General features: G+C 70.5%; 23 protein-coding genes and 1 pseudogene. 8 read left to right on the top strand and 16 right to left on the bottom strand.

Going from position 1 to position 22,992, the window contains the following annotated elements:
- Nucleotides 1–94: 94 nt before the first annotated feature.
- Entirely contained in the window at nt 95–931 is an 837-nt protein-coding gene (locus ACFFJD_RS05490) for a mycofactocin-coupled SDR family oxidoreductase (RefSeq protein ID WP_246991491.1), read from the top strand.
- Here the strand turns inward: ACFFJD_RS05490 and ACFFJD_RS05485 are convergent, their stop codons facing one another.
- Both ACFFJD_RS05485 and ACFFJD_RS05480 read right to left on the bottom strand, forming a co-directional pair.
- On the bottom strand, nt 932–1,816 hold the full coding sequence (locus ACFFJD_RS05485; protein WP_246991489.1) for an EamA family transporter: 885 nt from the start codon (nt 1,814–1,816) through the stop codon (nt 932–934).
- Nucleotides 1,817–1,846: 30 nt separating this feature from the next.
- A complete protein-coding gene (locus tag ACFFJD_RS05480; protein WP_382361959.1) occupies nt 1,847–2,452 on the bottom strand; it encodes a helix-turn-helix domain-containing protein in 606 nt (201 codons plus the stop codon).
- Between the two features lie 133 nt (nt 2,453–2,585).
- Here ACFFJD_RS05480 and ACFFJD_RS05475 point away from each other — a divergent pair, with 133 nt between their 5' ends.
- Nucleotides 2,586–3,149: a dihydrofolate reductase family protein gene (locus ACFFJD_RS05475; protein WP_246991487.1), complete on the top strand. Its 564-nt coding sequence runs from the start codon at nt 2,586–2,588 to the stop codon at nt 3,147–3,149.
- 20 nt (nt 3,150–3,169) lie between these two features.
- Here the strand turns inward: ACFFJD_RS05475 and fmdA are convergent, their stop codons facing one another.
- The 5 genes from fmdA to ACFFJD_RS05450 all read right to left on the bottom strand — a co-directional run bounded on the left by fmdA (nt 3,170) and on the right by ACFFJD_RS05450 (nt 7,135).
- Nucleotides 3,170–4,426, bottom strand: a complete 1,257-nt coding sequence (fmdA, locus tag ACFFJD_RS05470) for a formamidase (RefSeq protein WP_246991486.1) — start codon at nt 4,424–4,426, stop codon at nt 3,170–3,172.
- A 44-nt stretch (nt 4,427–4,470) separates the two neighbouring features.
- Nucleotides 4,471–4,749 (bottom strand): FmdB family zinc ribbon protein, encoded by a 279-nt coding sequence (locus ACFFJD_RS05465; RefSeq protein ID WP_382361956.1) that lies wholly within the window; start codon nt 4,747–4,749, stop codon nt 4,471–4,473.
- Nucleotides 4,750–4,878: 129 nt separating this feature from the next.
- A complete protein-coding gene (locus tag ACFFJD_RS05460; RefSeq protein WP_382361955.1) occupies nt 4,879–5,847 on the bottom strand; it encodes a pseudouridine synthase in 969 nt (322 codons plus the stop codon).
- A 57-nt stretch (nt 5,848–5,904) separates the two neighbouring features.
- On the bottom strand, nt 5,905–6,759 hold the full coding sequence (locus ACFFJD_RS05455) for a patatin-like phospholipase family protein (protein WP_382361953.1): 855 nt from the start codon (nt 6,757–6,759) through the stop codon (nt 5,905–5,907).
- A 31-nt stretch (nt 6,760–6,790) separates the two neighbouring features.
- A complete protein-coding gene (locus tag ACFFJD_RS05450; RefSeq protein WP_382361951.1) occupies nt 6,791–7,135 on the bottom strand; it encodes an HNH endonuclease in 345 nt (114 codons plus the stop codon).
- Between the two features lie 220 nt (nt 7,136–7,355).
- Here ACFFJD_RS05450 and ACFFJD_RS05445 point away from each other — a divergent pair.
- A pseudogene (locus ACFFJD_RS05445) lies at nt 7,356–9,569 on the top strand (NADP-dependent isocitrate dehydrogenase); the annotation flags it as partial.
- Between the two features lie 22 nt (nt 9,570–9,591).
- On the opposite strand, the gene ACFFJD_RS05440 reads toward ACFFJD_RS05445, so the two are convergent.
- Nucleotides 9,592–9,975, bottom strand: coding sequence for a YbaN family protein (locus ACFFJD_RS05440; protein WP_382361949.1), 384 nt, complete (start codon nt 9,973–9,975; stop codon nt 9,592–9,594).
- Nucleotides 9,976–10,076: 101 nt separating this feature from the next.
- On the opposite strand from ACFFJD_RS05440, the gene ACFFJD_RS05435 reads away from it, so the two are divergent.
- Together ACFFJD_RS05435 and ACFFJD_RS05430 are read left to right on the top strand one after the other, a co-directional pair.
- A complete protein-coding gene (locus ACFFJD_RS05435) occupies nt 10,077–10,859 on the top strand; it encodes an enoyl-CoA hydratase (RefSeq protein ID WP_382361947.1) in 783 nt (260 codons plus the stop codon).
- 47 nt (nt 10,860–10,906) lie between these two features.
- Nucleotides 10,907–11,365, top strand: a complete 459-nt coding sequence (locus tag ACFFJD_RS05430) for a peroxiredoxin (RefSeq protein ID WP_382361945.1) — start codon at nt 10,907–10,909, stop codon at nt 11,363–11,365.
- A gap of 8 nt (nt 11,366–11,373) precedes the next feature.
- Here the strand turns inward: ACFFJD_RS05430 and ACFFJD_RS05425 are convergent, their stop codons facing one another.
- The 3 genes from ACFFJD_RS05425 to ACFFJD_RS05415 all read right to left on the bottom strand — a co-directional run bounded on the left by ACFFJD_RS05425 (nt 11,374) and on the right by ACFFJD_RS05415 (nt 14,548).
- Nucleotides 11,374–11,760: an Rv0313 family protein gene (locus ACFFJD_RS05425; RefSeq protein ID WP_382361943.1), complete on the bottom strand. Its 387-nt coding sequence runs from the start codon at nt 11,758–11,760 to the stop codon at nt 11,374–11,376.
- A gap of 77 nt (nt 11,761–11,837) precedes the next feature.
- Entirely contained in the window at nt 11,838–12,047 is a 210-nt protein-coding gene (locus tag ACFFJD_RS05420) for a CsbD family protein (protein ID WP_382361941.1), read from the bottom strand.
- A gap of 107 nt (nt 12,048–12,154) precedes the next feature.
- The gene (locus tag ACFFJD_RS05415) at nt 12,155–14,548 is read right to left on the bottom strand and encodes an acetyl-CoA acetyltransferase (protein WP_382361939.1); all 2,394 of its coding nucleotides are present in this window, start codon (nt 14,546–14,548) and stop codon (nt 12,155–12,157) included.
- A gap of 71 nt (nt 14,549–14,619) precedes the next feature.
- On the opposite strand from ACFFJD_RS05415, the gene ACFFJD_RS05410 reads away from it, so the two are divergent.
- Entirely contained in the window at nt 14,620–15,900 is a 1,281-nt protein-coding gene (locus ACFFJD_RS05410) for a wax ester/triacylglycerol synthase domain-containing protein (RefSeq protein ID WP_382361937.1), read from the top strand.
- A 9-nt stretch (nt 15,901–15,909) separates the two neighbouring features.
- Entirely contained in the window at nt 15,910–17,283 is a 1,374-nt protein-coding gene (locus tag ACFFJD_RS05405) for an NAD-dependent succinate-semialdehyde dehydrogenase (RefSeq protein ID WP_382361935.1), read from the top strand.
- A gap of 34 nt (nt 17,284–17,317) precedes the next feature.
- On the opposite strand, the gene ACFFJD_RS05400 is transcribed toward ACFFJD_RS05405, so the two are convergent.
- Both ACFFJD_RS05400 and ACFFJD_RS05395 read right to left on the bottom strand, forming a co-directional pair.
- On the bottom strand, nt 17,318–18,346 hold the full coding sequence (locus tag ACFFJD_RS05400) for a hypothetical protein (protein WP_382361933.1): 1,029 nt from the start codon (nt 18,344–18,346) through the stop codon (nt 17,318–17,320).
- Between the two features lie 39 nt (nt 18,347–18,385).
- Entirely contained in the window at nt 18,386–18,952 is a 567-nt protein-coding gene (locus ACFFJD_RS05395) for an HhH-GPD-type base excision DNA repair protein (protein ID WP_382361931.1), read from the bottom strand.
- Nucleotides 18,953–19,005: 53 nt separating this feature from the next.
- Between ACFFJD_RS05395 and ACFFJD_RS05390 the strand changes: the two genes are divergently transcribed.
- Nucleotides 19,006–19,527: a hypothetical protein gene (locus tag ACFFJD_RS05390; protein WP_382361929.1), complete on the top strand. Its 522-nt coding sequence runs from the start codon at nt 19,006–19,008 to the stop codon at nt 19,525–19,527.
- Between the two features lie 27 nt (nt 19,528–19,554).
- On the opposite strand, the gene ACFFJD_RS05385 is transcribed toward ACFFJD_RS05390, so the two are convergent.
- The 3 genes from ACFFJD_RS05385 to ACFFJD_RS05375 form a co-directional block, all read right to left on the bottom strand.
- Nucleotides 19,555–20,733, bottom strand: a complete 1,179-nt coding sequence (locus tag ACFFJD_RS05385) for an alpha/beta hydrolase (protein WP_382361927.1) — start codon at nt 20,731–20,733, stop codon at nt 19,555–19,557.
- 69 nt (nt 20,734–20,802) lie between these two features.
- Nucleotides 20,803–21,819, bottom strand: coding sequence for a hypothetical protein (locus ACFFJD_RS05380; protein ID WP_382361925.1), 1,017 nt, complete (start codon nt 21,817–21,819; stop codon nt 20,803–20,805).
- A 226-nt stretch (nt 21,820–22,045) separates the two neighbouring features.
- Nucleotides 22,046–22,951: an Rv1157c family protein gene (locus tag ACFFJD_RS05375; protein ID WP_382361923.1), complete on the bottom strand. Its 906-nt coding sequence runs from the start codon at nt 22,949–22,951 to the stop codon at nt 22,046–22,048.
- Nucleotides 22,952–22,992: the final 41 nt, after the last annotated feature.

The following is a 22,992-nucleotide window of genomic DNA, read 5'->3' as shown; positions in this document are numbered from 1 at the left end:
TGGCCCGGAGTCTGGTCCAGCACAATCGGTGCCGCGCTCGCGCGCGGTGCCTAGGCTGGAAGTTGAACCACCGGATCAACGAGGAGAAGACGGCATGGGCCAGTTCGACGGACGGGTAGCACTCATCACCGGCGGTGCGCGAGGACAGGGTCGCGCGCACGCACTGGAGTTCGCGCGTGAGGGCGCCGACATCGTGCTCGCCGACCGGTGCGCCACCCCGGAGATGATGGGCTACCCGCTGGCCACGGCCGACGATCTGGCCGAGACCGCACGACTCGTCGCCGAGACCGGCGCCCGCGTGATCACCGAGACCCTCGACACCGCCGACCGCGCGGCCGTCGAGGCGCTGGTCGCCCGGGCGACGGCCGAGTTCGGACGCATCGACATCGCCGTGGCCAACGCTGGCGTCTCCATGCCCGGCTCCATTCAGTCGCTCTCGGAGGCGGCCTGGGACGAGGTGATCGCCAGCAACCTGACCGGCGTGTTCCACACCGTCGCGGCCGTCGCGCCGGGCATGGCCGAGCGGGGCTACGGCCGCATCGTCACGGTGGCGTCGATGATGGGCCGCATGGGCGGACCCAACATCGTCGGCTACGCGGCGTCCAAGTGGGGTGTCATCGGTCTGACGAAGAGTGCCGCGCTCGACCTGGCGCCGTCCGGCGTCACCGTCAACGCCGTCGCTCCGGGCAACGTCTCCACCCCGATGATCCACAACGACGCCCTCTATTCGCTGATGCGCCCGGATCTGGAGTCGCCCACCGCCGACGACGTCGCGCCGGTCTTCACCAGCCTGCACGCCCAGCCGGTGCCGTGGGTGGAGGCCGAGGAGATCACCCGCGTGGTCACCTTCCTCGCCGCCGAGGGCAGCGCGCACATCTCCGGCATCGTCGTGCCGGTCGATGCGGGCAACGCCGCACGCGTCACCGGCTAGCTACAGGACGGCTTCTTCTCTCGTCCCGGTGGACGGTCGCTTGCCGCCGCGCTGTGCCGCGGCGGCGGCGACCACCACCAGGGCGATCCCGAGCAGTTGCACCGGCGAGGGCAGCTGGGTGAGCACGATCAGGCCGATGAGCACCGCGAGGGCCGGCTCCACCGACAGCAGCGTGCCGAACGCGGTCTGCGTCATCCGGCGCAGCGACGCCATCTCCAGCGCGAACGCGATCACCGGGGCCAGCAGTGCGATACCCGCCGCGGTGGGGAGCACCCACCAGAGCACGTCGCCGCCGAGCACCTGGGGCAGCCCCATCGGCAGGGCCACCAGGGCCGCGACCGGGATGGTCAACGACAAGCCGCTGATTCCCTCGAACCGGCTTCCCACGTGCTGGGTGAGCACGTTGTAGGTGCCCCAGCAGGCGCCGGCGAGCAGCGCGAAAGCCACGCCCAGCAGGTCGATCTCGCCGCGCCACGGCTCGGTCAACAGCAGCACGCCGGCCAGGGCCACCAGCGGCCAGATCAGCGCCTTGCGATGCGGACTCATCACCGCGGCCACGACGAGCGGCCCGAGGAACTCGATCGATACCGCGGTGCCCAGTTCGATGCGCTCGAGCGCGGACAGGAAGAACGTGGTCATCAAGCCGGTCGCCGCACCGAGCGCCAGGAGCGCGGGCACGTCGCGTCGACGAATCGAGCCGAACTTGGGCGGCGAGATCAGCCACAGCAGGGCCACGCCGAAGCTCAGCCGCAGCCACGCGGTGCCCGCCGGACCCACCTGCTCGATCACCCGCACCGAGAGTGCGCTGGCCATCTGGATGCCGAGCATCGCCGCGACCGCCATCGACCACGCCGGCACCTTGGCCGGCAGGTTCTGCCCGATCATGACCGCATCGTCGCGCTCGGTGCGCTCCGCTCACGCATCGGAATGCTCCGCCCGATGGGCGCCGCCGATACCCGGCTCATACACCGCAAGGGTGAAGCGGGCGAGCGCGTCGGTGTGGTTGGCGTAGGAGTGGGCGGCGTCGGCGCGGAAACTGAGCGCGTCGCCGGGGCCGAGCCGGTGAACGTGGTCCTCGACCTGCACGGTGAGCTCGCCCGAGTCCACCCGCAGCAGTTCGCGGGTGCCGGGCGCGTGCGCCTCGGTGCTGTGCACGTCGCCCGGGCCGAGCGTCCAGTCCCACAGCTCCACGATGTCCGGCGATTCGGTGCCGGCCACCAGCACGGCGCGGCCACCGTGGGTGCCGGTCCACAGCACCGCGCCGTCGCCGTGGCGAATCACCGTGCCCACCGGTGAGGGCGGCTCCTCCACCAGCGTCGGAAGCCCGACGCCGAGCGCCGCCGACAACCGCAGCAGGGTGCCCAGACTGGGATTGGTCGCTCCCTGCTCCACGTTGACCACCATGCGTCGGCTCAGCGTCGCCTTCGCGGCGAGCTGATCCAGCGTCCACGATTTAGCGTTCCGCTCCCGCTTCACGCGTTCGCCGATCGCGCGGGCCAACCGTTCGGTGTCCTCCTCCATGGAGTGCACGATATTGCACTATTGAGTGCACTGGCGAATCAAGGCTGCGGTCGTCTCCGCCGCAAACGGGGGCCGGTCAACCATTGCGCCGCGTCGATACACCGCGCCAGAATCGGAGGGTGAGGAGATCGACATGGGCACTCTGAGTTACACCGCGACAGTCTCGATCGACGGTTTCGCCGCCGACTCCGACGGCGACTTCCAGTGGTCGGCACCCGACGACGAGGTGTTCGCCTTCCACGTCGAGCGGATGGGGCCGATCTCCACCGAGATCCTCGGCCGCAAGACCTATCTGCTCATGCGGTACTGGGAGCACGAACCGGCGGACGACCCGTGGGGTCCACTCGAGAAGCAGTTCGCGCAGGCCTGGCGTGACCTACGCAAGGTGGTGGTCTCCACGACGCTCACCGACTCCGACCTCGGCGCCCCGCACACCCGGCTGGTGCCCGAACTGGACCTGGCCGAGCTGCGGCGCATCGTCGACGAAGAGCCCGGCGAGGTCGAGATCTTCGGGCCGACCACCGCGGCCGTCGCGATTCGCGCCGGCCTGGTGACCGACTTCCGATTCTTCATCGTGCCCAAGCTGGTCGGCGGGGGCCTGCGCGCCCTACCGGCCGACGCCCGGCTCGACCTGCAACTGGTGGAGCAGCGCGCCTACGGCGACACGGTGTACGTGCACTACCGGGCGCGCCGCTGACCCACCAGAGTTCGGCCGGCTCAGGCCGAGGCGCGCGGCGCCCCGATACCGGGATCGATCTGCACCGGACCGTCCTTGCCGGGCTCCACATCGAAATCGAAGATCGACGTCGGGATGTACACCGTGGCGCACGAGTTCGGAATGTCGACCACCCCGGAGAAGCGACCCTCGATGGGCGCGGCGCCCAGCAGCAGGTAAGCCTGCTCGGGGCTGTAGCCGAACTTGGTCAGGTAGTCGATCGCGTGCAGGCAGGCGCGCTGATAGGCCAGCTGCGAGTCCAGGTAGCGCTGCTCGCCGTCGAGCGTCACCGAGGTGCCGGAGAAGGCGAGGAACTTCTCGTAGCGGGGCCCCACGTCGCCGCCCGGCAGGAAGATGGCGTTCTCGCTGACCCCGTAGGTCTCCATGCCGCCCTTGATCAGGTCGACGTGCAGATCGATGAAGCCGCCCATCTCGATGCCGCCGCAGAAGGTGATCTCACCGTCGCCCTGGCTGAAGTGCAGATCGCCCACCGACAGGTTCGCGCCGTCGACGAACACCGGGTAGAACACGCGGGTGCCGCGGGTGAGGTTCTTGATGTCCTGGTTGCCGCCGTTCTCCCGCGGCGGCGCGGTGCGGGCGGCCTCGGCGGCCGCGGCGGTGAAGGCGTCACCGGTCAGCGAACCGAGCAGGGCATGCTCGGGCTCCGGCGGCAGCGCCAGCGGCGGCACGCGCTCGGGGTCGGTGGCGATCAGCGCGGCCTCGCGCGCATTCCACTTGCCCAGCAGCTCCTTCGACGGCGCGGTGCCCATCAGCCCGGGGTGGATCATGCCGGTGAAGCTGACGTGCGGGATGTGCCGGGAGGTCGCGGTGTGGCCCTGGAAGTCCCACACCGCCTTGTAGGCGTCGGGGAACTGGTCGGTGAGGAAGCTGCCGCCGTTCTGCTTGGCGAAGATGCCGGTGTAACCCCAGCCCTGACCGGCGAGCGGGCCGGAGTCCTCCTGCGGGATCGGCCCGACGTCGACGATGTCGACGATCAGCAGGTCGCCGGGCTGCGCGCCCTCCACCGCGAACGGGCCGGACAGGGTGTGCACCGTCTTCAGCGGCGCGTTCAGGATGTCCTCGGCGGAATCGTCGTTCACGATGGCGCCGTCGAACCATTCCCGGCAGTGCACGCGGAAGGTGTCGCCGGGCTTGACGGTGACCGCCGGCGGGATCGCGTAGTGCCACCGGTTGTGACCGAGGATCTCCTGTTCGGTGAACTTCTTGGTCGAATCGAGTGGGAATACGAGCTCGGGCATGGGAGCGGTCCTTTCACACTGGAGTTGGCCGGCGCAACGGCGGGTCAGCGGCGCGGCAGCTTGGCGTGCAGCGGATTGGTGGATCCACCGGCGGCGCGACGACCACCGCTGGGAATCCGGTCGACGACGGCGGGCTTGTCGGCCGTCGCCTTGGTGGCGTCCAACAGGTTCATCGCGCTGCCGCCGCGCCCCAGGTGCGTGGAGCTGATGCCGCGACGGGCCGCCGCGCCGCAGGCGCAGTCGGTGGAGTCGGGCACGTCGGCCATGGAGAACGAGGCTTCGAATCGCCCGCACTCGGCGCAGTGAAACTGATAGATCGGCATGGAGCCTGGGACCTTCCCTTCGAGGTGGGCGCGGGTCGTCGGCCGCGCGTGGCGGGTGGGCGTGGTTGGCACGCTACCGGGAATCGGGACGGTCCGCCCGGTTGTCCGGACAGGTCCCGCCGGGCCGGTTCACGCGGTCGGCGCCTCGCTGAGCGTGCGCTCGCTGGTGAACTCGCGAACCCGCCCGGTCAGCGGATCGGTGAACGCCAGCGAACGGGCCAGCAACTGCAGCGGCAGCGCCGGGTCGTCGGCCGTCTCCGGCAGCAGCTCGGGGTAGCGGCGCTCGCCGAGGATGGGCGCGCCCAGGGCAGCCAGGTGCACCCGCAGCTGGTGCATGCGACCGGTGTGCGGGCGCAGTGCCGTGTGCAGCACCGAACGGCCGGCGGCGCTGACGCCGGTCCCGAGGACCTCCAGCGCGGTCTCGGCATTGGGTGGGCGGTCCGGGTCGACGAACACCCGCGGATCGTTGCGGTCCGCGGCCGACCGGTCGCGGTAGATGTGGTTGCGGTAGACCAGCGGGAAACGGTGTCCGGCCAGGTGCGGGCGGTCGGGATCCCAGTCGGCCGGCAGCGCGGACACGGCCTCGTACACCTTGGTGACCGTCCGTCGCTCGAACAACGATTGGTAGGCGCCGCGCGAGGAGCGGCGCGCCGAGAACAGGACCAGCCCGGCCGTGGGCCGGTCGAGGCGATGGATCGGAGCGATCTCCGGGTTGTCCAGACGCACCCGCAACCGCACCAGCGCCGACTCGCGCAGATACCGCCCGCCCGGCGTGGTGGGCAGGAAGTGCGGTTTGTCCACCACGATCAGGTCGTCGTCGACGTGCAGGATCTCCTCGCGGTAGGGCAGCGGCTGCTCGTCGGGGAGTTCCCGGTAGTACCAGAGGAACTCGTGCCGTCCGAGGGGCGTGTCGGCGGCGAGGGGCGTGCCGTCGGCGCCGACGATCTCACCGTCGGCGAACCGCCGGTGCAATTCGTCGGCGGCGATGTGACCGAAATGCTCGACGACGAACGCGGCGACGGTGGGCCAGGGCCCGTCGGCGGGCACCCGCAGGCGGGTCGGTCCGACCCCGTCCTTCATCGGGAGCGGAGCAGGCATCGACACCCCACCATCCTCGCATCCGCCGGGCGGCGGACCGGATCGACGACGGCCCGACTAGCGCCGCGGTCGGAGCGCGAGCTGGGAGGCGGGCCGCGCGCGCAGGCCGCCGTCGACGGCCAACTGGCTGACGGCCTCCCGGTGGGCCCGCTCGATCAACTCGTCGGCCCGGCTGAAGTCGCGCGGACTGATGTCGAGCGGACACGGGGACGGCAGCACGATCAGGTCGGCCGCGTCGGAGTACTGCTCGATGTCGCGGATCAGTCGCTTCTGCACCAGCAGGGTGGTGGCGTGCAAGACGATGTCGGCGGCGTCGTCGGGCACCTTCACCGGGGCGCACCGGTACCCGGTGGGCAGGACGTACACCGTCTCCGCGCCGGCCATGATGGCGGGCGCGAGCGAGGTGTTGTCGGCGACCCCGCCGTCGACCAGGGTGCGGCCGCGCCAGGTCACCGGCGGCAGCAGGCCGGGGATCGCGCTGCTGGCGAGGACGGCGTCGGCGGCCGGGCCCCAGCCCAGATCCACCTCGCCGCCGGTCAGCAGATCGGTCGCCACCACGATCAGCGGGATCCGCGCATCCTCGAGGACCGTCAGATTCACATGCCGGTCGATCAGCTTGCGCAGACCGAAGTCGCTGAACAGCGACGGGCTGCGCCCCCGCACGGCGCTGAACAGGTACTTGGGGTCGGGCGGAAACACGTCTCGGGCGCGCAGCGAGCGCCAGATCTGCGCCAGCTCGTCCACGGCGTCGGTGGTGAGGCCCCGCTCGGCGATGAACGCCGCGTTGAGCGCGCCCGCGGAGGTGCCCACGATGAGGTCGGGGGCCACCCCGTGTTCGGCGAGTGCGCGGAGCATGCCCACCTGCATCGCACCCAGATTGGCGCCGCCGGACAGTACGATCGCCGTGCTCATCGTCTACCTCCGCGAACCAGGGTAGGCCGCGTCAGTCCCGCTCCTCCAGCAGTCGGGAGATCTGAAACTGGCGCACCAGGAACCGCTTCTCGTCGAGCTTCTTGCGGCGCATCCACTGGGTCACTTCGGCATTGCACTTGCTGGCATTGCACGACCGGCAGGCCGGGACCACGTTGCCGAGCGTGTACCGGCCGCCCCGGGAGATCGGGAGGATGCAGTCCCGCTGCGGCGCCTCATCGGGCTCCTCGCAGTAGGCGCAGCCGCCCCATTCGCCGACCAGCGCCGTCCACTGTGCGTCGGTGAGATCGTGGTCGGCGGCCGACATCCGCCGGCGTCGACGACGTGCGTACACCGCGGAACGGCTGCGACCTGCCATGGGTGCAGATCCTAGGTGAGGTCGTCGGGCAACACGCCGACGGGCTGCTACCTCCAGCTAGCACCGCAGGCAGGGGCGTGACGGGGGTGTGGGCCCTCTCGCATTCTCGAAGTACGTTCGCGGAAAATCACAAACAGGGGGAGAATGTCTGCGACGAGTTAGACACGGACGTTCCACAAGAACTTGCGATCCGACCGAGCTGAAAAGAGTCGATACCCTAATGACCTCCGATAACCAGAAGATCATCTACACGCTCACCGACGAGGCCCCCCGTCTGGCCACCGAAGCCTTCCTACCGGTGGTCCGCACGTTCGCCGAGGCCGCCGGTATCGCTGTGGAGACCAGTGACATCTCGGTGGCGGCCCGCATTCTGGCCGCTTTCCCCGAACGCCTCACCGACGAGCAGCGCGTCGCCGACAACCTCGCCGAACTCGGCCGCCTCACCCAGTCGCCCGATACCAACATCATCAAGCTGCCCAACATCAGCGCCTCGGTTCCGCAGCTCAACGCCGCCATCGCCGAACTGCAGGACAAGGGCTACGACATCCCCGACTTCCCGCAGGATCCGAAGACTCCCGAAGAGGAAGAGATCCGCGACCGCTACTCGGCGTGCCTGGGCAGCGCGGTGAACCCGGTGCTGCGCGAAGGCAACTCGGACCGTCGCGCCCCGAAGGCGGTCAAGGAGTACGCGCGGGCCAACCCGCACAGCATGGGCAAGTGGTCCATGGCCTCGCAGTCGCACGTGGCGCACATGACCCACGGCGACTTCTACGCCGGCGAGAAGTCGATGATCCTCGACCACGCCTGCGATGCGCGCATGGAGGTGGTGACCCCCGACGGCAAGACCCACGTGATGAAGACCGTGCCGCTCGACGCCGGCGACGTCATCGACAGCATGTACATGAGCAAGAAGGCACTGCTCGAGTTCTATGAGGAGCAGCTGAACGACGCCAAGGAGACCGGCGTCATGTTCTCGCTCCACGTCAAGGCCACCATGATGAAGGTGAGCCACCCGATCGTCTTCGGTCACGCGGTCAAGGTGTTCTACAAGGACGCCTTCGCCAAGCACCAGGAACTGTTCGACGAACTCGGCGTGAACGTCAACAACGGCATGGTCGACCTGTACGAGAAGATCGACACCCTCCCGGCCTCCAAGCGCGAGGAGATCGTCGAAGATCTGCACCGCTGCCACGAGTACCGGCCCGAACTCGCGATGGTCGACTCGGCCCGCGGCATCTCGAACTTCCACTCGCCCAGCGACGTGATCGTCGACGCGTCCATGCCTGCCATGATCCGGATCGGCGGCAAGATGTACGGCGCCGACGGCCGCAAGAAGGACACCAAGGCAGTCATGCCGGAGTCGACCTTCGCCCGGATCTACCAGGAGATCATCAACTTCTGCAAGACCAACGGCGCCTTCGATCCCACCACCATGGGCACCGTGCCGAACGTAGGTCTGATGGCGCAGAAGGCCGAGGAGTACGGCTCGCACGACAAGACCTTCGAGATCCCGGAGGCCGGCGTCGCGAACATCGTCGACGCCTCGACGGGCGAGGTCCTGCTGTCGCAGAACGTCGAAGCGGGCGACATCTGGCGCATGTGCATCGTCAAGGATGCGCCGATCCGCGACTGGGTGAAGCTGGCCGTCACCCGGGCACGCGCCTCGGGCATGCCCGCGGTGTTCTGGCTCGACCCGTACCGCCCGCACGAGAACAACCTGATCACCCTGGTGAACAAGTACCTGCAGGATCACGACACCGAGGGCCTGGACATCCAGATCATGTCCCAGGTGCGCGCCATGCGGTACACCCTCGAGCGCGCCATGCGCGGCCTGGACACCATCTCGGTGACCGGCAACATCCTGCGCGACTACCTGACCGACCTGTTCCCGATCCTGGAACTGGGCACCAGCGCCAAGATGCTGTCGATCGTGCCGCTGATGGCCGGCGGCGGCCTGTACGAGACCGGTGCCGGCGGTTCGGCGCCCAAGCACGTCAAGCAGCTGGTGGAGGAGAACCACCTGCGCTGGGATTCGCTCGGCGAGTTCCTGGCGCTGGCCGCCAGCCTCGACGACCTGGGTCGCAAGTACGGCAACGCCAAGGCGACCGTCCTGGCCGAGACGCTCGACGCGGCCACCGGCAAGCTCCTGGAGAACCGGAAGTCGCCGTCGCGCAAGACCGGTGAACTCGACAACCGTGGCAGCCAGTTCTGGCTGGCCCTCTACTGGGCTCAGGAACTGGCCGCCCAGACCGACGACGCCGACCTGGCCGCGGCCTTCGGTCCGCTGGCGGAGCAGCTGGCGGCGGATTCCGACGCCATCCTGGCCGAGCTCGCCGAGGTGCAGGGCAAGGCCGTCGACCTCGGCGGCTACTACGAGCCGAACGCCGAGAAGCTGCGTGCGGCGATGTGCCCGAGCGCCACGCTGAACGCNAGCAGCGCTCGGTGCCCGTCGGGCATCACGGCTCGGTCGGCGGCTCGGGGCGCAGCCAGAGCCACGTGCACACCACGGCCATGATCGAGGCCGCGACGAGCGCGATCCACAGCCGCGGGGCCAGCCAGAACAGCAGCGCGGCGGCGATGGCCATCATGACCGTGGCGAGCACTTTGGCGCGCCGGGTGATCGCGCCGTGCGTCTGCCAGTCGGTGATCATCGGCCCGAGGCGGGGATGTCCGAGCAGCCGGTCGTGCAGACGTTGCGAGCCGCGTGCGGCGGCGAAGGCGCTCAGCAGAATGAACGGCACCGTCGGCACCACCGGCAGCACGATGCCGACGATGCCCAGTGCGAGTGCGGTGTAGGCGAGCAGCCACCAGAACCAGCGCAGTCGCGTCGTGGTGGCCATGACAGTCCAGTCTAGTGGCGGCCGCGGCGTCGACCAGTGACGCAGGTCCCGGGGCCGCCGTTGTCGAGACAACCGCGACGGCCGCAGCCACAATGGCAGCCATGACCGAGAACATCACCGAGGTGACGGTGGACGTGGAAGACTCGATCGCGACCGTCACCCTTCGCGCCCCGCAACGGCGGAATCCGCTGTCCAAGAAGACGATGCAGGCGGCGACGCGCTTGCTGCGGGAGCTGGACCAGGACTCGCGGGTGCGGGTCATCGTGATCGCCGCGGAAGGCCCGGCCTTCTCCGCCGGACACGACCTCGCCGAGGTGGTCGGCGCCGAGCTCGACGACCAGCGAGAGATCTTCGCCGCCTGCTCCGAACTCATGCTCACCCTGCACGAGGTGCGCCAGCCGGTGATCGCGAAGGTCGCAGGCATGGCGCTGGCCGCAGGCTGCCAGCTGGTGGCCACCAGCGATCTCGCCGTCGCCGCCGACGATGCCCGGTTCAGCACCCCCGGGGTCAAGATCGGCCTGTTCTGCTCCACCCCGATGGTGCCGCTGACCCGGGCGATCGGACGCAAGCGGGCCATGCAGATGCTGCTCACCGGCGAGATGGTGGATGCGGCGACGGCGGCCGAGTGGGGTCTGATCAACCAGGCGGTGCCGGCCGACCGCTTGGACGCGGTGGTCGCCGACCTGGCCGCGTCGATCGCCGGTTCCAGCAGTGCGACGCTGGCGATCGGCAAGCGGGCCTTCTACGACCAGATCGACGTCTCCGAGCGGGAGGCCTACCGACTGATGACCGAGACCATGGCCACCAACGCGGTCGCCTGCGACGCACGGGAGGGCATCTCGGCGTTCCTGGAGAAGCGCCCACCGGTGTGGAGCGATCGATAGCCGGTGGTGCTCGTCGGCGGGCGGGGGATTGCGGCACACTGGGTTTCATGAAACCCGGTGAGACCGCCCCCGACTTCGCGTTGCCCGACCAGACCGGAACGGTCCGACGGCTGGGGGAGCTGTTGGCCGAGGGCCCGGTGGTCCTGTTCTTCTACCCGGCCGCGTTCACGCCCGGCTGCACCAAGGAAGCGTGCCACTTCCGCGATCTCGGCGCCGAGTTCGCCGCGGCGGGCGTGCAGCGCATCGGGATCAGCGCCGACGCGGTGGACAAGCAGGCGCGCTGGACCGCCGAGCACCGGCTCGACTACCCCCTGCTCGCCGATGTGACCGGCGAGGTGGCGAAAGCCTATGGCGTGCAACGGGGTTCGCTCCTGCGCACAATCGGCATGCCAACCAAGCGGACCACCTTCGCGATCCGTGCCGACGGCACCGTCGCGGACGTGATCGCGTCGGAAGTGAACATGACGGTGCACGCCGACCGCGCGTTGGCCGCGCTGCGCGGCTAGGCGCACTGCTAGTCGGCTTCGAGTGCCGTGACGGCGATGCCGTACGGCAGGAATCGCACGCGGCGCAGCGGATCGGTGTTGTGCTGGTGCGCGCGCAGCGCGTCGAGCTCGGTGGGGAATACCTGCTCCACGCGGGGACCGGCGTCCTCGCCGGCCACGATCGCCCATACCCCGCTGCCCGCGTCGGCGCTCACCACGGGCTCCGGGCGCGACGGTTCGCGGCGCTGCCGCGAGGTGGCATCGGAAAGGGTGGACCAGGCCAACTGACCGCCCTGGCCGACCAGGAATTTGCTGATCATGTCCTTCAGGCCATCGCCGACCTCCCGCGTGAAGCGGTCGAAATCGTCGTCGCCGGGACCGAACGGATCACCGGAAGAAGAGTTGGTGGGCGACATCGGAAGCTCCTCGCCGATCGCGGACTGTCGTACTCGCAGTCCACGGTACGCAGATCCGCGATCGGCGGGGCGACGACTCAGCGGCCGGTGAGCTTGTCCTTCACCGAGTCGATGCCGTCCTTCACCTTGTCGGCGGCTTCGGTCACCTTCGAGCGTGCCTCGGCCAGACCCTGATCGGCCTTGCCTTCGTTCTTCAGATCCTGATCGTCGGTCGCCGCGCCAGCGGCTTCCTTGGCTCGGCCCTTGAGGTCGTCAGCCTTGTTTCGTGCGTCATCGGTCAGTCCCATGCAGTCCTCCTCGTGTCGTCACGTATCGACCCTGGCGGGCCGTTGTCATCCGATCAGATGGCACTACCCACGCTACCGACGCCGACCGGATCCTGCAGGGCGCCGGTTCAGCGGCCGGTCCAGCGGGGTGTCCGCTTCTGCACGAATGCGGCGATGCCCTCCCTGGTGTCGGCACTCACCAGGATCTCGTCCATGACCGCCAGGCTGTCCTGCACCGCCTGCACCGTGTCGGCCTGCGCCTCGGTGTCGGCCATCACCGACAGCGAGGCGCGGACCGCGGTGGGCGAGGCGGCCAACACCTCGGCGGCGACCTCGCGGGCCAGGTCCAAGACCTCTCCGCGGCGGGCCACGCGGGAGACGAGGCCGTGGCTCAGGGCTTCGTCGGCGCTCAGCCGTCGCCCGGTGAGGATCATGTCGCGGGTCAGCGCGGGCGGAATCGTCCGGGGCAGGCGGACGAGGCCGCCCGCGGCCGCGACGAGGCCCACCTTGACCTCGGGCAGCCCGAAGGTGGCCTGCTCGTCGGCGACGATCACGTGGCAGGCCAACGCCACCTCCAGGCCGCCGCCCAGGGCGAATCCGTTGACCGCGGCGATGATCGGCTTGGGCAGGCGGCGCCGGGAGGTGAGACCGCCGAAACCGTTGGCCGGGGTGGCCAGCCCACCCCCGCCCGCGCTGGCCGCGAGGTCGTTGCCGGAGGAGAAGGCCTTGTCGCCGGCGCCGGTCAGGATGGCCACCCAGAGATCGGGGTCGGCGAAGTAGGCGTCGAAGATCTCGTCGAGCTCCTGATTGGTGTTCGCGCTCAACGCATTGCGCGAATCCGGCCGGTTGATGACGATCTCCAGGACCCGACCGTCGCGGCGCAGCACCACGTCCGCGTAATCGTCCCGAAAGCCCACCGGCGTCCGCGGATGCAGACGTTCCATGGTGGTCTCGTCGGCGGTCACCGTGTTGCGGGTCGGCGACGACCGGACCCAGACTCGCGTGCCGATCGGATCGCCCAGGAGGCGTTCGGCGAGGGCGGTGTCGTCGGGGTCGGCCAGTCCGATGAAACGCGAGCCGTCGTCCATCCGTCCGATCACCACCCCGATCGGCGCCTCGCCGGCGGGATCGAGCACCGTGTACGACTCCACGGTCGCGGGCCCATCGGGGAAGCGGCACAACGGGACTCGCTCGCCGCGGTCCAGGCGGGCCTGTAGCGCGGCCGACCGCGAGGGACGCCACGGCGCGGGCACGGTGGAATAGATGCCCACCGAGAGCTTGCTGAGCAGGCCGCCGTTGGCGGTCACCAGTCCCCGCGAGCCCGGGTCGCGGCGCACCCGGCGCACGATTTCGGCGATGCCGTGCATGGAGTAGTTGTTGCCCGGCCCGCCGAAGTACGGCAGACCGCCGGTCGCGGTCAGGCCCCGCGGATCGTCGGCGCGCAACCCGAGCGCTTCGGCCGCGGTGAACATGGCGATCGGGAAGCAGCTGTAGAGGTCGAAGGCGGCGATGTCGTCGGGGCCCACCCCGGCCATCTCCAATGCCTGTGCCAGCGCGGCGTCGGAGGCCGGGGCCAGCGAGAGGTCGGGGCGGGCCAGCATCGGGGCCTCGGCGGTGTCGGCGTGCCCGTGCAGGAAGACCCAGCGCGCCGGGTCGATGCCCGCGGCCGTCGCCTCAGCGACGGACATCATCAGGACGGCGGCGGCCTGGTTCACGTGGTCGCGGGCGATGAGGCGCCGGGTGTACGGCACCGTCACCATGCGATTGTTCTCGCCCACCACCGTGAGCTCGGCGGCCGTGTGCTGGCGGGGCGCCGCGGCGTACGGATTCTCGGCGGCCACCGCCGTCATCGGCGCGAACAGCTCGCCCATCTGCTGCGCGTAGTCCGCCGCCGAGAGGCCCAGCCGATGCCGCCGCGCATTCTCCAGCAGCGCGTACTGGTGCACCGGTGCCATCACACCGTGCTTGACCGACTCCACGGAGGTGAGGCCGGCGATGCCGTAACCGCGGTCCTCGAGCGAGCCCGCCACCTCCTCGGTGAAGTCGGGCGCGGGGTCCACCCGATCGGCGCGCAGCCGCCGCACCGTCGACATGACCTCGGCGCCGAACAGCAGGACGGGCCCGGCTCGTCCGGCGGCGATCTCCGCGCCGAACTCGTTGACCAGATGCTGCGGGCTCTGGCCGCCGGTGATCTCGGCGATGGCGCGTCGCGGGTTCATCCCGGTGCGCGCGGCCACCGCCCGCGGCATGTTGTCGGGGCGTCCGAACACCGAGCGCGCCGCGGGGCTGGAGATCTCGAACGAGCGTGTCGCCGCCACCACGTCCACGTCCGCGGCCAGGTCGGCGGCGGCCCGGTCCGCGCCGGTGTCGGCGAAGGCCGCCCGCACGGCGCGGGCGGCCAGGTCCGCCTCGCCCAGGGCCGCGTAGTCGGGATCGTCGAGGCGTTCGGCGGCCTGCCCGACGCCGACGATCACCGGCGTTGCCGGATCGACTCCGTGAATCAACGTGCTCTCGTCAGGCATGCGCGGGCTCCCTCGTACGGTGGTACTCGGACCTTACTGGCGAGGTCGCACGGTCGAGGCGAGGAGGTGCGATGGCCGAGATGGCGCCGCTCGACGCGGACATGTTCTGGCGCTCGCGGCTCGGGGCCACCGACCAGTTCGCGCTGTACTGCTTTGCGGCCCAAGGGGATCGCCGACCGGACGAGCTTCTCGCCGATCTGCGCCTGCGTGCGGGCGGGGTACCCGAACTCGGGCTGCGGGCGGCGCCCGCCTGGCGCGATCTGGCCCTGCCGCGGTGGTGCCCCGCCCCGATCGTCGACGACCAGCTCCGCCACCACGACGGACCGGCGACCTGGGATGAGTGCCGCGCCGCGGTCGCCGACCTGCTGACCGACAGTCTGGACGCCACCGAACACACCTGGCGGGCGCACCTGTTCGGCCCCGTCGCGGGTGCGCCGCGGGCCGCCGGCCCAGCCTGGGTGCTGGTCCTGCAGGTGTCCCACGCGCTCGCCGACGGGCGCGGGGTGGCGGCGCTGGCCCGCACGCTGCTGGGCCCGGGCGGCGAGCCGGAGCCGACGAGCGGGCGACCGGTCGCCGGGGATCGGCCCGGAGTCCCCGCGCTGGCGGCGGGCGTGCTGGGCATGCCGCTGCGGTTGGCGGCCGGCCTCGCGCTGGGCACGGCCGGGTGGCGCCGCGCCGACGACACCCCGGCACCGCCGACGATGGCGGCCACCACCCTCAACCGGGTGGCCGGTCGCCGCCGCCGTATCGACGTTCGCGTCGTCGAGGCCGACGCCCTGCGGATCGGCACGGCCACCGTCACCGTCTCGGTGCTCGCGCGGCTCGCGGAGGTGCTCGGCCCGTACCTGGGCATCGCCGACGACGCGCTGACGGTCGAACTGACCGTCGGGCGCGCGGCGCACGGGCGGGGGCGCAACAACTTTCACAACGTGAGCGTTCGGCTGCACCCCCATCTGGACCGGATCGACCGCGCCCGCATGATCGACGCGCAGATCCGCGCCGCCCGCGTGCGCGAGGACGCACCCGGTCGACGGCTGGAACGGCGGGCCGCCGACATCACGCCCGCCGTCTTGCGGTCGCTGGCCGTGCGATGGACACCCACCGACGTCGCACCCGCGCGCGTGGCCGGGGCCGCCGTGGTCTCCGCGGTGCACCGCGGCCCGGCGGATCTGACCCTCGGCGGCGGGGCCGTGCTGTTCACCGCCGGTTTCCCGGCGCTGTCGAGCGCGCACGCGTTGTCGATCGGCGTGCTTCGCCTCGGCGCGACGGCGACGCTGTCGCTGACCACCGACCCGGCCGCGGTCGACGCCGATTGTCTGGTCTCCCTGTTGGTCGCGGCGACGGACGGTTAGGGTCCAGACATGACCTACGTCACCGAGAATCCAGCCACCGGAACCATTGAACGCACCTTCGACGTCATGAGCGATGCGGACGTCGACGATGTCCTGGCGCGGTCGGCCGCCGCCTACGGGCAGTGGCGCCGGACGCCGATCGCCGAGCGCGTGCGCATGCTGCGTGACACCGCGCAGATCTACCGGGACCGCGCCGACGAACTGGCCGGCATCATCGCCGGTGAGATGGGTAAACCCCTCAATCAGGCGCAGGGCGAGATCGCGCTCACCGCGATGATCTACGACTGGTACGCCGAGCACGGTCCGGCGCTGCTGGAGACCGAGGAACTCGATCCGCAGGGGGCCGCCAGCTCGACGGTCACCCGCGAATCGGTCGGTCCGCTGCTGGGGATCATGCCGTGGAACTTCCCCTACTACCAGGTGGCGCGGTTCGCGGCCCCGAACCTGTTGCTGGGCAACACCATCGTGCTCAAGCACGCGCCGATCTGTGCCGCCTCATCGCAGGTGATGGAGGAGATCGCGCACTCCGCCGGGGTGCCGCGGGATGCGTACATCAACGTCTACGCCAGCAACGAGCAGGCCGCGACGATGATCGCCGACAAGCGGATCCAGGGCGTCTCGCTGACCGGCAGCGGCCGGGCCGGCGCCGCGGTGGCGCAGACCGCGGCGGCGCACCTGAAGAAGTCGGTGCTGGAGCTGGGCGGCTCGGACGCCTTCATCCTGCTGGACACCCCGGACGTCGCAGCCACTGCGGCGGGGGCCGCGGCGCGCCGGATGATGAACTGCGGGCAGGCCTGCAACTCGCCCAAGCGGTTCATCGTGCACGAGGACCTCTACGAGGGTTTCGTGGAGAACCTCACCGCGGCGGTGCAGGCCATGACGGTGGGCGATCCCACCGACCCCGCGACCAAGATCGGCCCGCTGTCGTCGGTGGCGGCCCGCGATCAGGTGGTCGACCAGGTGCAGCGGGCGGTCGCGCAGGGGGCCACCCTGCACACCGGCGGCACGGCACTGGACGGCCCCGGCGCCTTCATGGCCCCGGCGGTGCTCACCGGCGTCACCCCGGAGATGGACGTCTACTCCGAGGAGGTCTTCGGGCCGGTGGCGATGGTCTATTCGGTCTCCGACGACGAGGAAGCCGTCGCCCTGGCCAACGACGTGGACTACGGGCTGTCCGGGTCGGTCTGGAGTTCGGACGTGGAGCGGGCCAGCGCGCTGGCCGATCGCCTCGACGTGGGCATGGCCATGGTCAACGAGCACGGCACGTCCCTGCCGGGCCTGCCCTTCGGCGGCGTCAAGGCCTCCGGCTACGGCCGGGAACTGGGTCCGTGGGGCCTGGGCGAGTTCGCCAACCTGCGCCTGCGCCGCGTCGCCAAGTCCTGAACGCTCCGCGCATCGGTGCGCGCGGCGTCGGCGATCACTCCACGTAGTCGTCGACGGCCGCGGCACCGATGCCGCGCGGGGTGCCCCGCGTCAAACGCTTCGGCAGCCGGTCGGCGAGACCGCCGATGGGCGCCACCGAACGGTTGAGCAGCTCGACCACCTCGTTGAGATGGTCGACCGTCTCCTGCATGGCCGACAGGTTGGCGGGCAGGGCCGCCAACGTCTCGGACAGTTCGGAGAACTTGTCGAGCGGGCCGTCGGGCGCGATGATCTGCTCCAGCGCGCCGCCCTCTCCGACGAGCTGATCGAGCAGGCCTTCGTCGCTGGCCGCCCGATCGAGCACGCCGCCCGGCTGTGCCAGCTTGGTCAGCACGCCGTCGGGTGCGGTGAGCTTGTCGATCACGCCGCCCTGGCTGGTGAGGCGCTCGAGGATGCCCTCGTTCTCGGTGATCTGGTCGATCACGCCGCCGGACCGGGTGAGCCGGTCGAGCGGGCCGTCCTTGGCGGCGATGCGCATCAGCGCGCCGTTCTCGTCGGTCAGCAGGTCGATCGCGCCGCCGGGCTTGGTGAGCCGATCCAGAATGCCGTCGTTCTCGGTGAACTGGTCCACCACGCCGCCGGACCGGGTGAGCCGGTCGATGGGGCCGTCCTTGGCGGCGATGCGCATCAGCGCACCCTTGTCGTCGGTCATCTGATCGAGGAGGCCGCCCCGGGCGGTGAGCTTCTCCAGGAGGCCGTCCGGGGCGGTCAGCCGATCGATCACGCCCCCCGGCTTGATCAGCCGGTCGAGCGGACCGCCGTTGGCCAGGAGCCGTCCGAACGGGCGGTCGGGGCTCATCAGGTCGGCGACCTGCGCCAGGATCACCAGGGGAGCCCGCACGGTGGCGACCTCGCCCTGTCCCTGAATGCCGAGCGCGCTGTTGAGCTCGGACTCGACGCTGTCGGCGGCCACCCGAGCCACGTTGATGGTCGACTCCACGGTGCTCAGCACCACGCCGGTGGCGGCGAAGCCCAGCCGAATCGGCAGGGTCACCAGGGCGCGGGGATCCGGCAGTTCACTCATGGGCCCAAACTCTACCGTTACTCGTGGTCACAACAACCCTCAGCGAGCGTTGTTCTGGCGTTTCATGGACTTCTTGTACTCGCGGACCTTCAGCAACGATTCCTGATCCACCACGTCGGCGATCGACCGGTAACCGTCCTCGCTGAAGTCGCCGGCGATCTTCTCCCAGCCGTCCGGGCGCACGTCGAGCTGTTTGCCCAGCAGCGCCACGAACATCTTGACCTTCGCCTTGCCGTAGCCGGGCAGGCCCTCGAGCCGGCGGGCCAGGTCGCGGCCGGACTCGGCGTCGCTCCACACCCGCTCGGCGCGTCCGTCGTACTCCTCGACGATCACCCGGGCGAGCTGTTGAATCCGCTCGGCCATGGAGCGGCCGTACCGGTGGACGGCGGGCGGCGTGGCGCACAGCGTGGCGAATTCCTCGGGATCGGCCGCGGCGATGGCCGCCGGATCCAGGGTGCCGAAGCGGTCGAGGATCTTCACCGGTCCGGCGAAGGCGCGTTCCATCGGGAACTGCTGATCCAAGAGGCCGCCGATGAGCAGGGCGAACGGGTCGCGGGAGATGAGCTCGTCGGCGACGGGATCCATCGTCAGGTGCAGATCGGCCATACGGCCATGCTAATCGCCCCGTCGCGGCGCCGCGGCTGGCAGACTCTGCAGGCATGCGCCACCTGTCGTCCATCGCCCGTCCCGTCACCGCGCTGGCTCTGGCCGCCGCCACCGGGGTCGGTGCTCTCGCGCTCGGGACCGCCGCCGCCGGCGGGGCGCAGGCCGCGCCGCCGCTGCGGAACTACGTCAAGACCATTCGCTGCGACAGCGCCAACCCGTTCCCGGCGCCGCGGGTGCCGATCTCGGTGGATGTGTGGAACCAGGTGCGCTTCCCGTCCGACGGCCTGCCCGGTCCGGCGATCGAGCTGATCGCCAGCAGTCCGCGTCCGCGCGGGCTGCTGCCCAACACCGGGATCTACACCATGTCGACCACGGTGAACTGGCACAACGTGACCACCGGAAAGCGGGGCGTGGTGCGGGTGCCCACGCGCGCCGAGCGCATCACCTGGCAGGCGGTGCTGCACCCGGGCGCCGGGCAGGTGAACTTCCGCATCACCCAGCGCATCGGGGCCATGGTCTTCGTGCCGATGGTGAACCCGCAGGTCTCCACCTGCCGCGGTTCGGCCCGGGCCTGAAGCGCTCGGGGACCCGGGCCGAGCCGCTCAGAACAGGTCGTCGAGGTAGCCGAGAACGGCGGTGCGCTCCTGACGCGCGCCGTCGGCGGCGTCGGGCGTGAAGTACGTCTTCGAGGTGACCTTGTTGCTGGACAGCTGCGCATCGGCCAGGAAGCGCAGGGCCTCGTGCACCTGGTTGGCGTCGTTCTGCAGGGTCTGACTGAGCATCAGGGGCCGGCTGAAGCCGTTGCGCGAGAGGGCGAGCGAGCGCTTGAGTGAGGCCGCGAGCTTCGGGCTGGAGGCCACGGACTTGCTGACCAGATCGCCGAGGGCGACGCCCTTGACCGCCGAGCGGAGCGCCGGGGCGCACATCGTCTGAGCCTTGGCGACGAGTTGCTTGCCGGTGGGGGAGAGCACCGAGGCCACGTCGGCGGCCTCCAGGGAGGCCAGCGCGTAGATCACGTCGGCGGTGATCGACTCGGAGACCGCGGGCGAGGTGGGGGTCAGGCCGCTGACCAACACGTCGATGCCGGCCGGGATGCTGGTGGCGACGGCGCCCTGGAAGTCGAGGTCGTCGCCCTGCCACTGGGTGCCCTTGCGGGCCAGCTCGATGGCCGCGGCCGCGCCCTGGGCCTCGCCCAGCACCGCCCACTGCGGTGCCACCGAGCCGTCGACCACCACACCGGCCAGCACGGCGTCGAGCAGATTGCGTGCGGTCACCGCGTGGTCGAGGTACTGCGGGGAGGTGCCGGCGCCGACCATGCCGTAGTCGGGGGTGATCACCGCGAAGCCGTTGCGCAGCAACGCGGCGACGGTGTCCCGAGCGCTCGCGGCCGGGGTGGTGGAGGCATTGCAGTTCTCGGCGACGCCGTACCCGGCGGGAGCGTTGACCACCACCGGCCATCCGCCCGCGGGAGCCTTGCCCTTGGGCTCGAGGATGGTGGCGATCGCCAGGTGCAGGCTGTCGTCGACGCCGGTGGTCCAGTAGCTGTAGCGCTGACCGGACGCTGCGGCGGCGGGGAGGCTGCCCTGGGGCAGCTGCTGGTTGACGTACACCGCGCCCGGCGTCTGACCCGGCACGGACTGTGCCGATTGCGTGGTCTCCGGATCGGCGAAGGCGTGCGTGGCCGTCAACGCCCCGCCGGCGGCGACGGCGGCCGCGGCCGTGGCGATCGCGAGGCTCTTGCGCAGCCGAGGAGAGTGAGGGAGGGGACGGCGGGGGCTCATGGGCGTTCTCTGTTCGATCAGGGGAGCGACGGGGGTGCGGGCCGACGGCGGCCGCGGGTCACGGGAGGGTCAGGAGGCAGGGGTCTCGACGACGCCGACCGCGGGCAGGAAGTAGCAGGTGCGCCCGGCGTGGGTGGTGGTGCCGAAGACCGCGGTGAGGATCGAGCCCTGCCCGGTGTCGACGCGCGCCATGCGGATCGGTGCCGACTTCGTCAGCGCCTGCAGCGCGGCGGAGTTGGTGATCTCGGCGACCGGCTTCAGGTCGGCCATGCCGCCCTTCATGCTCGCGGTGTTGAACCAGGCGACCTGGAATCGGTCACCGGTGTGCCCGGCCGGCGGCAGGAGCGCGTAGGCGGTCTGGTCGGCGGTCAACGCGGAGGTGATCTCGGCGAGGTCCTGATTCTTGTCGAGCAGATCGCCGATCGCACCGATGCCGAGGCCGTCGAGCAGTTGGCTCAGTGCTTCGCCCGCGGTCTGATTGCCCACCTTGGGGAACGGGCCGGGGAAGCCGACCGCCGGTGCGGTGACCAGCCCGAGCGGATTGTCGTCGGTGGGGGTGGCGCAGAAGGGGGCGAACGCCGGGGTCAGCGCCTTGGCGCCGGTCAGGCGTTCCAGGGCTTGCAGGCCGGTACCCGCCGTGCCCAGCGGATTGTCCACGTCGTGCGCGGCGGCCGGCGCCGGTTGCGGCAGTTCGACCGCGGGCTCGGTGGGCGTGGGTTCGGCGGGTGCGGCCGGGTCGGGAGTGTCCGGCGTCGCCGGGGCGGCGGGGTCGGGCGTGCCGGGGTTGGCGGGGTCGCCGCCGGGCAGCAGCGTCATCAGGTCGGGCTGTCCTTCGGCGCCGAGGATGGCCTGCAGGGCTTCGAGTGCCTGCTGGTCGGCGCCGGACGACTTGAGGGTGCGCAGGGCGTCGGCCAGTTCGGTGTCGAACGGGATCTGGCCGAGGGACAGCGCCTCGAGCACGCCGGTGCCCAGCGACGGCATGGTCGGTTCCGCGTGGGCGGGGCCGGTGCCGGCGAGGGCGGCGGCGACCGCGACGGCCATGGCGATGATGCCGGTACGAGCGGCGGGTCGAAGGCGTGCGGCCACGGCGGAGCTCCTCACAGGAAAGCTGAAACAGATGGGACTAATGGTGCTTATGTTAAAGAACAACAGCCCTGTGATCTGATTGCAAGTCGCCGAGTCCGTCCCGTGACCTGATCGCGACCCGCAGGAGATTCTCAGGTGCAAGGGTCGACGGCCCGGCGGTGGACCGATGCCGACGGGCCCCGGCTCCGTGGGGAGTCGGGGCCCGTTGAGCTGGGCGAATGGGCGATCAGATGATCGCGGTGCCGATCGTCGGGGCGATGCCGCAGGTGATGCGCTTGCCCTTGATCTTGGTGGTCACATCGCCGTGAATGGTCGAGACGATCCGGCCGCGACCGGTGTTGGCGATGGCGGTGAAGGTGCCCGGGCCCTTGACCGCGTTGATCTTGGGATTGGGCAGCAGTCGCTGCTGGCCGGTGCGGCCGTTGTCGATGTTCAGCCAGGAGACCCAGAGCGAGCGCGCGGTGTTCTTCTGCGCGACGCCGGTGCCGAGGCTGGTGTAGACGTAGCCGGCCTGGCCGCGCTTGGGGCCGGGGGCGGGCGCCTTCTGCGGGCCCGCGGTCACCAGGGCCATGCCCACCGAGTTGCCGTTGCCGGGCATGCAGCCCAGGCCCAGGGTCGGGTACAGGAACTGCTGAATGCGGGGCTTGTTCGGTCCGCTCGGCAGGTTCGGCGCGTCGTCGTCCTTGGCGGCCGGGGTGGACAGGGCCGCATCCTCGCGGGCGTGCACCGCAGCAGCCTCGGTGGCGCCGGGCTCGCCGAGGAAGTCGATCAGCGCGCGGAAGGTGTCGGCGGCTTCGGCCGGCAGCAGCGGGTTGTCGGCCATCGCCCGCACGTCGGCGAGCAGCTGGGTGTTCACCTGGCCGTCGGAGTCGCGGGTGGCGACCGAGCCGATCAGTGCCGGCGCGACGGCGCCCAGGGCGTCGAGCACGCGCTGATCCACCTTGGGTGCGTTCTCGGCGTCGGGGATGGGGAGGTCCTGGGCCTGATCGATCTGGGCCTGATCGGACTGGGGTGCGCCGGTACCGGGCTCGGCGTACGCGGCCGGGGTGGTGAAGGCCATCGTCGCGGCCAGCGACAGTGCGGCCAGCGACGCGGGGGCCACGCGGGTGCGGCGGGTGCGAACAGTGCGCACAGCGATGTTCCTAACGGTCGACAACGGTCTCGGGCGAGTGT

The organism is Gordonia phosphorivorans, assembly GCF_042432625.1.
Lineage (GTDB): Bacteria > Actinomycetota > Actinomycetes > Mycobacteriales > Mycobacteriaceae > Gordonia > Gordonia phosphorivorans.
The sequence above is the reverse complement of the archived record's forward strand: the minus strand, read 5'-3'. Positions and strand labels throughout refer to the sequence as shown.

Coding starts and splice junctions, on each gene's coding strand:
- ACFFJD_RS05405 (WP_382361935.1), top strand. CDS start 15,910: ATGACCTACGTCACCGAGAATCCAGCCACCGGAACCATTGAACGCACC.
- ACFFJD_RS05450 (WP_382361951.1), bottom strand. CDS start 7,135: ATGGCAGGTCGCAGCCGTTCCGCGGTGTACGCACGTCGTCGACGCCGG.
- ACFFJD_RS05410 (WP_382361937.1), top strand. CDS start 14,620: ATGGCCGAGATGGCGCCGCTCGACGCGGACATGTTCTGGCGCTCGCGG.
- ACFFJD_RS05455 (WP_382361953.1), bottom strand. CDS start 6,759: ATGAGCACGGCGATCGTACTGTCCGGCGGCGCCAATCTGGGTGCGATG.
- ACFFJD_RS05465 (WP_382361956.1), bottom strand. CDS start 4,749: ATGCCGATCTATCAGTTTCACTGCGCCGAGTGCGGGCGATTCGAAGCC.
- ACFFJD_RS05480 (WP_382361959.1), bottom strand. CDS start 2,452: ATGGAGGAGGACACCGAACGGTTGGCCCGCGCGATCGGCGAACGCGTG.
- ACFFJD_RS05425 (WP_382361943.1), bottom strand. CDS start 11,760: ATGTCGCCCACCAACTCTTCTTCCGGTGATCCGTTCGGTCCCGGCGAC.
- ACFFJD_RS05390 (WP_382361929.1), top strand. CDS start 19,006: ATGCGCCACCTGTCGTCCATCGCCCGTCCCGTCACCGCGCTGGCTCTG.
- ACFFJD_RS05460 (WP_382361955.1), bottom strand. CDS start 5,847: ATGCCTGCTCCGCTCCCGATGAAGGACGGGGTCGGACCGACCCGCCTG.
- ACFFJD_RS05435 (WP_382361947.1), top strand. CDS start 10,077: ATGACCGAGAACATCACCGAGGTGACGGTGGACGTGGAAGACTCGATC.
- ACFFJD_RS05430 (WP_382361945.1), top strand. CDS start 10,907: ATGAAACCCGGTGAGACCGCCCCCGACTTCGCGTTGCCCGACCAGACC.
- ACFFJD_RS05415 (WP_382361939.1), bottom strand. CDS start 14,548: ATGCCTGACGAGAGCACGTTGATTCACGGAGTCGATCCGGCAACGCCG.
- ACFFJD_RS05400 (WP_382361933.1), bottom strand. CDS start 18,346: ATGAGTGAACTGCCGGATCCCCGCGCCCTGGTGACCCTGCCGATTCGG.
- ACFFJD_RS05440 (WP_382361949.1), bottom strand. CDS start 9,975: ATGGCCACCACGACGCGACTGCGCTGGTTCTGGTGGCTGCTCGCCTAC.
- ACFFJD_RS05395 (WP_382361931.1), bottom strand. CDS start 18,952: ATGGCCGATCTGCACCTGACGATGGATCCCGTCGCCGACGAGCTCATC.
- ACFFJD_RS05420 (WP_382361941.1), bottom strand. CDS start 12,047: ATGGGACTGACCGATGACGCACGAAACAAGGCTGACGACCTCAAGGGC.
- ACFFJD_RS05490 (WP_246991491.1), top strand. CDS start 95: ATGGGCCAGTTCGACGGACGGGTAGCACTCATCACCGGCGGTGCGCGA.
- ACFFJD_RS05475 (WP_246991487.1), top strand. CDS start 2,586: ATGGGCACTCTGAGTTACACCGCGACAGTCTCGATCGACGGTTTCGCC.
- ACFFJD_RS05385 (WP_382361927.1), bottom strand. CDS start 20,733: ATGAGCCCCCGCCGTCCCCTCCCTCACTCTCCTCGGCTGCGCAAGAGC.
- fmdA (WP_246991486.1), bottom strand. CDS start 4,426: ATGCCCGAGCTCGTATTCCCACTCGATTCGACCAAGAAGTTCACCGAA.
- ACFFJD_RS05485 (WP_246991489.1), bottom strand. CDS start 1,816: ATGATCGGGCAGAACCTGCCGGCCAAGGTGCCGGCGTGGTCGATGGCG.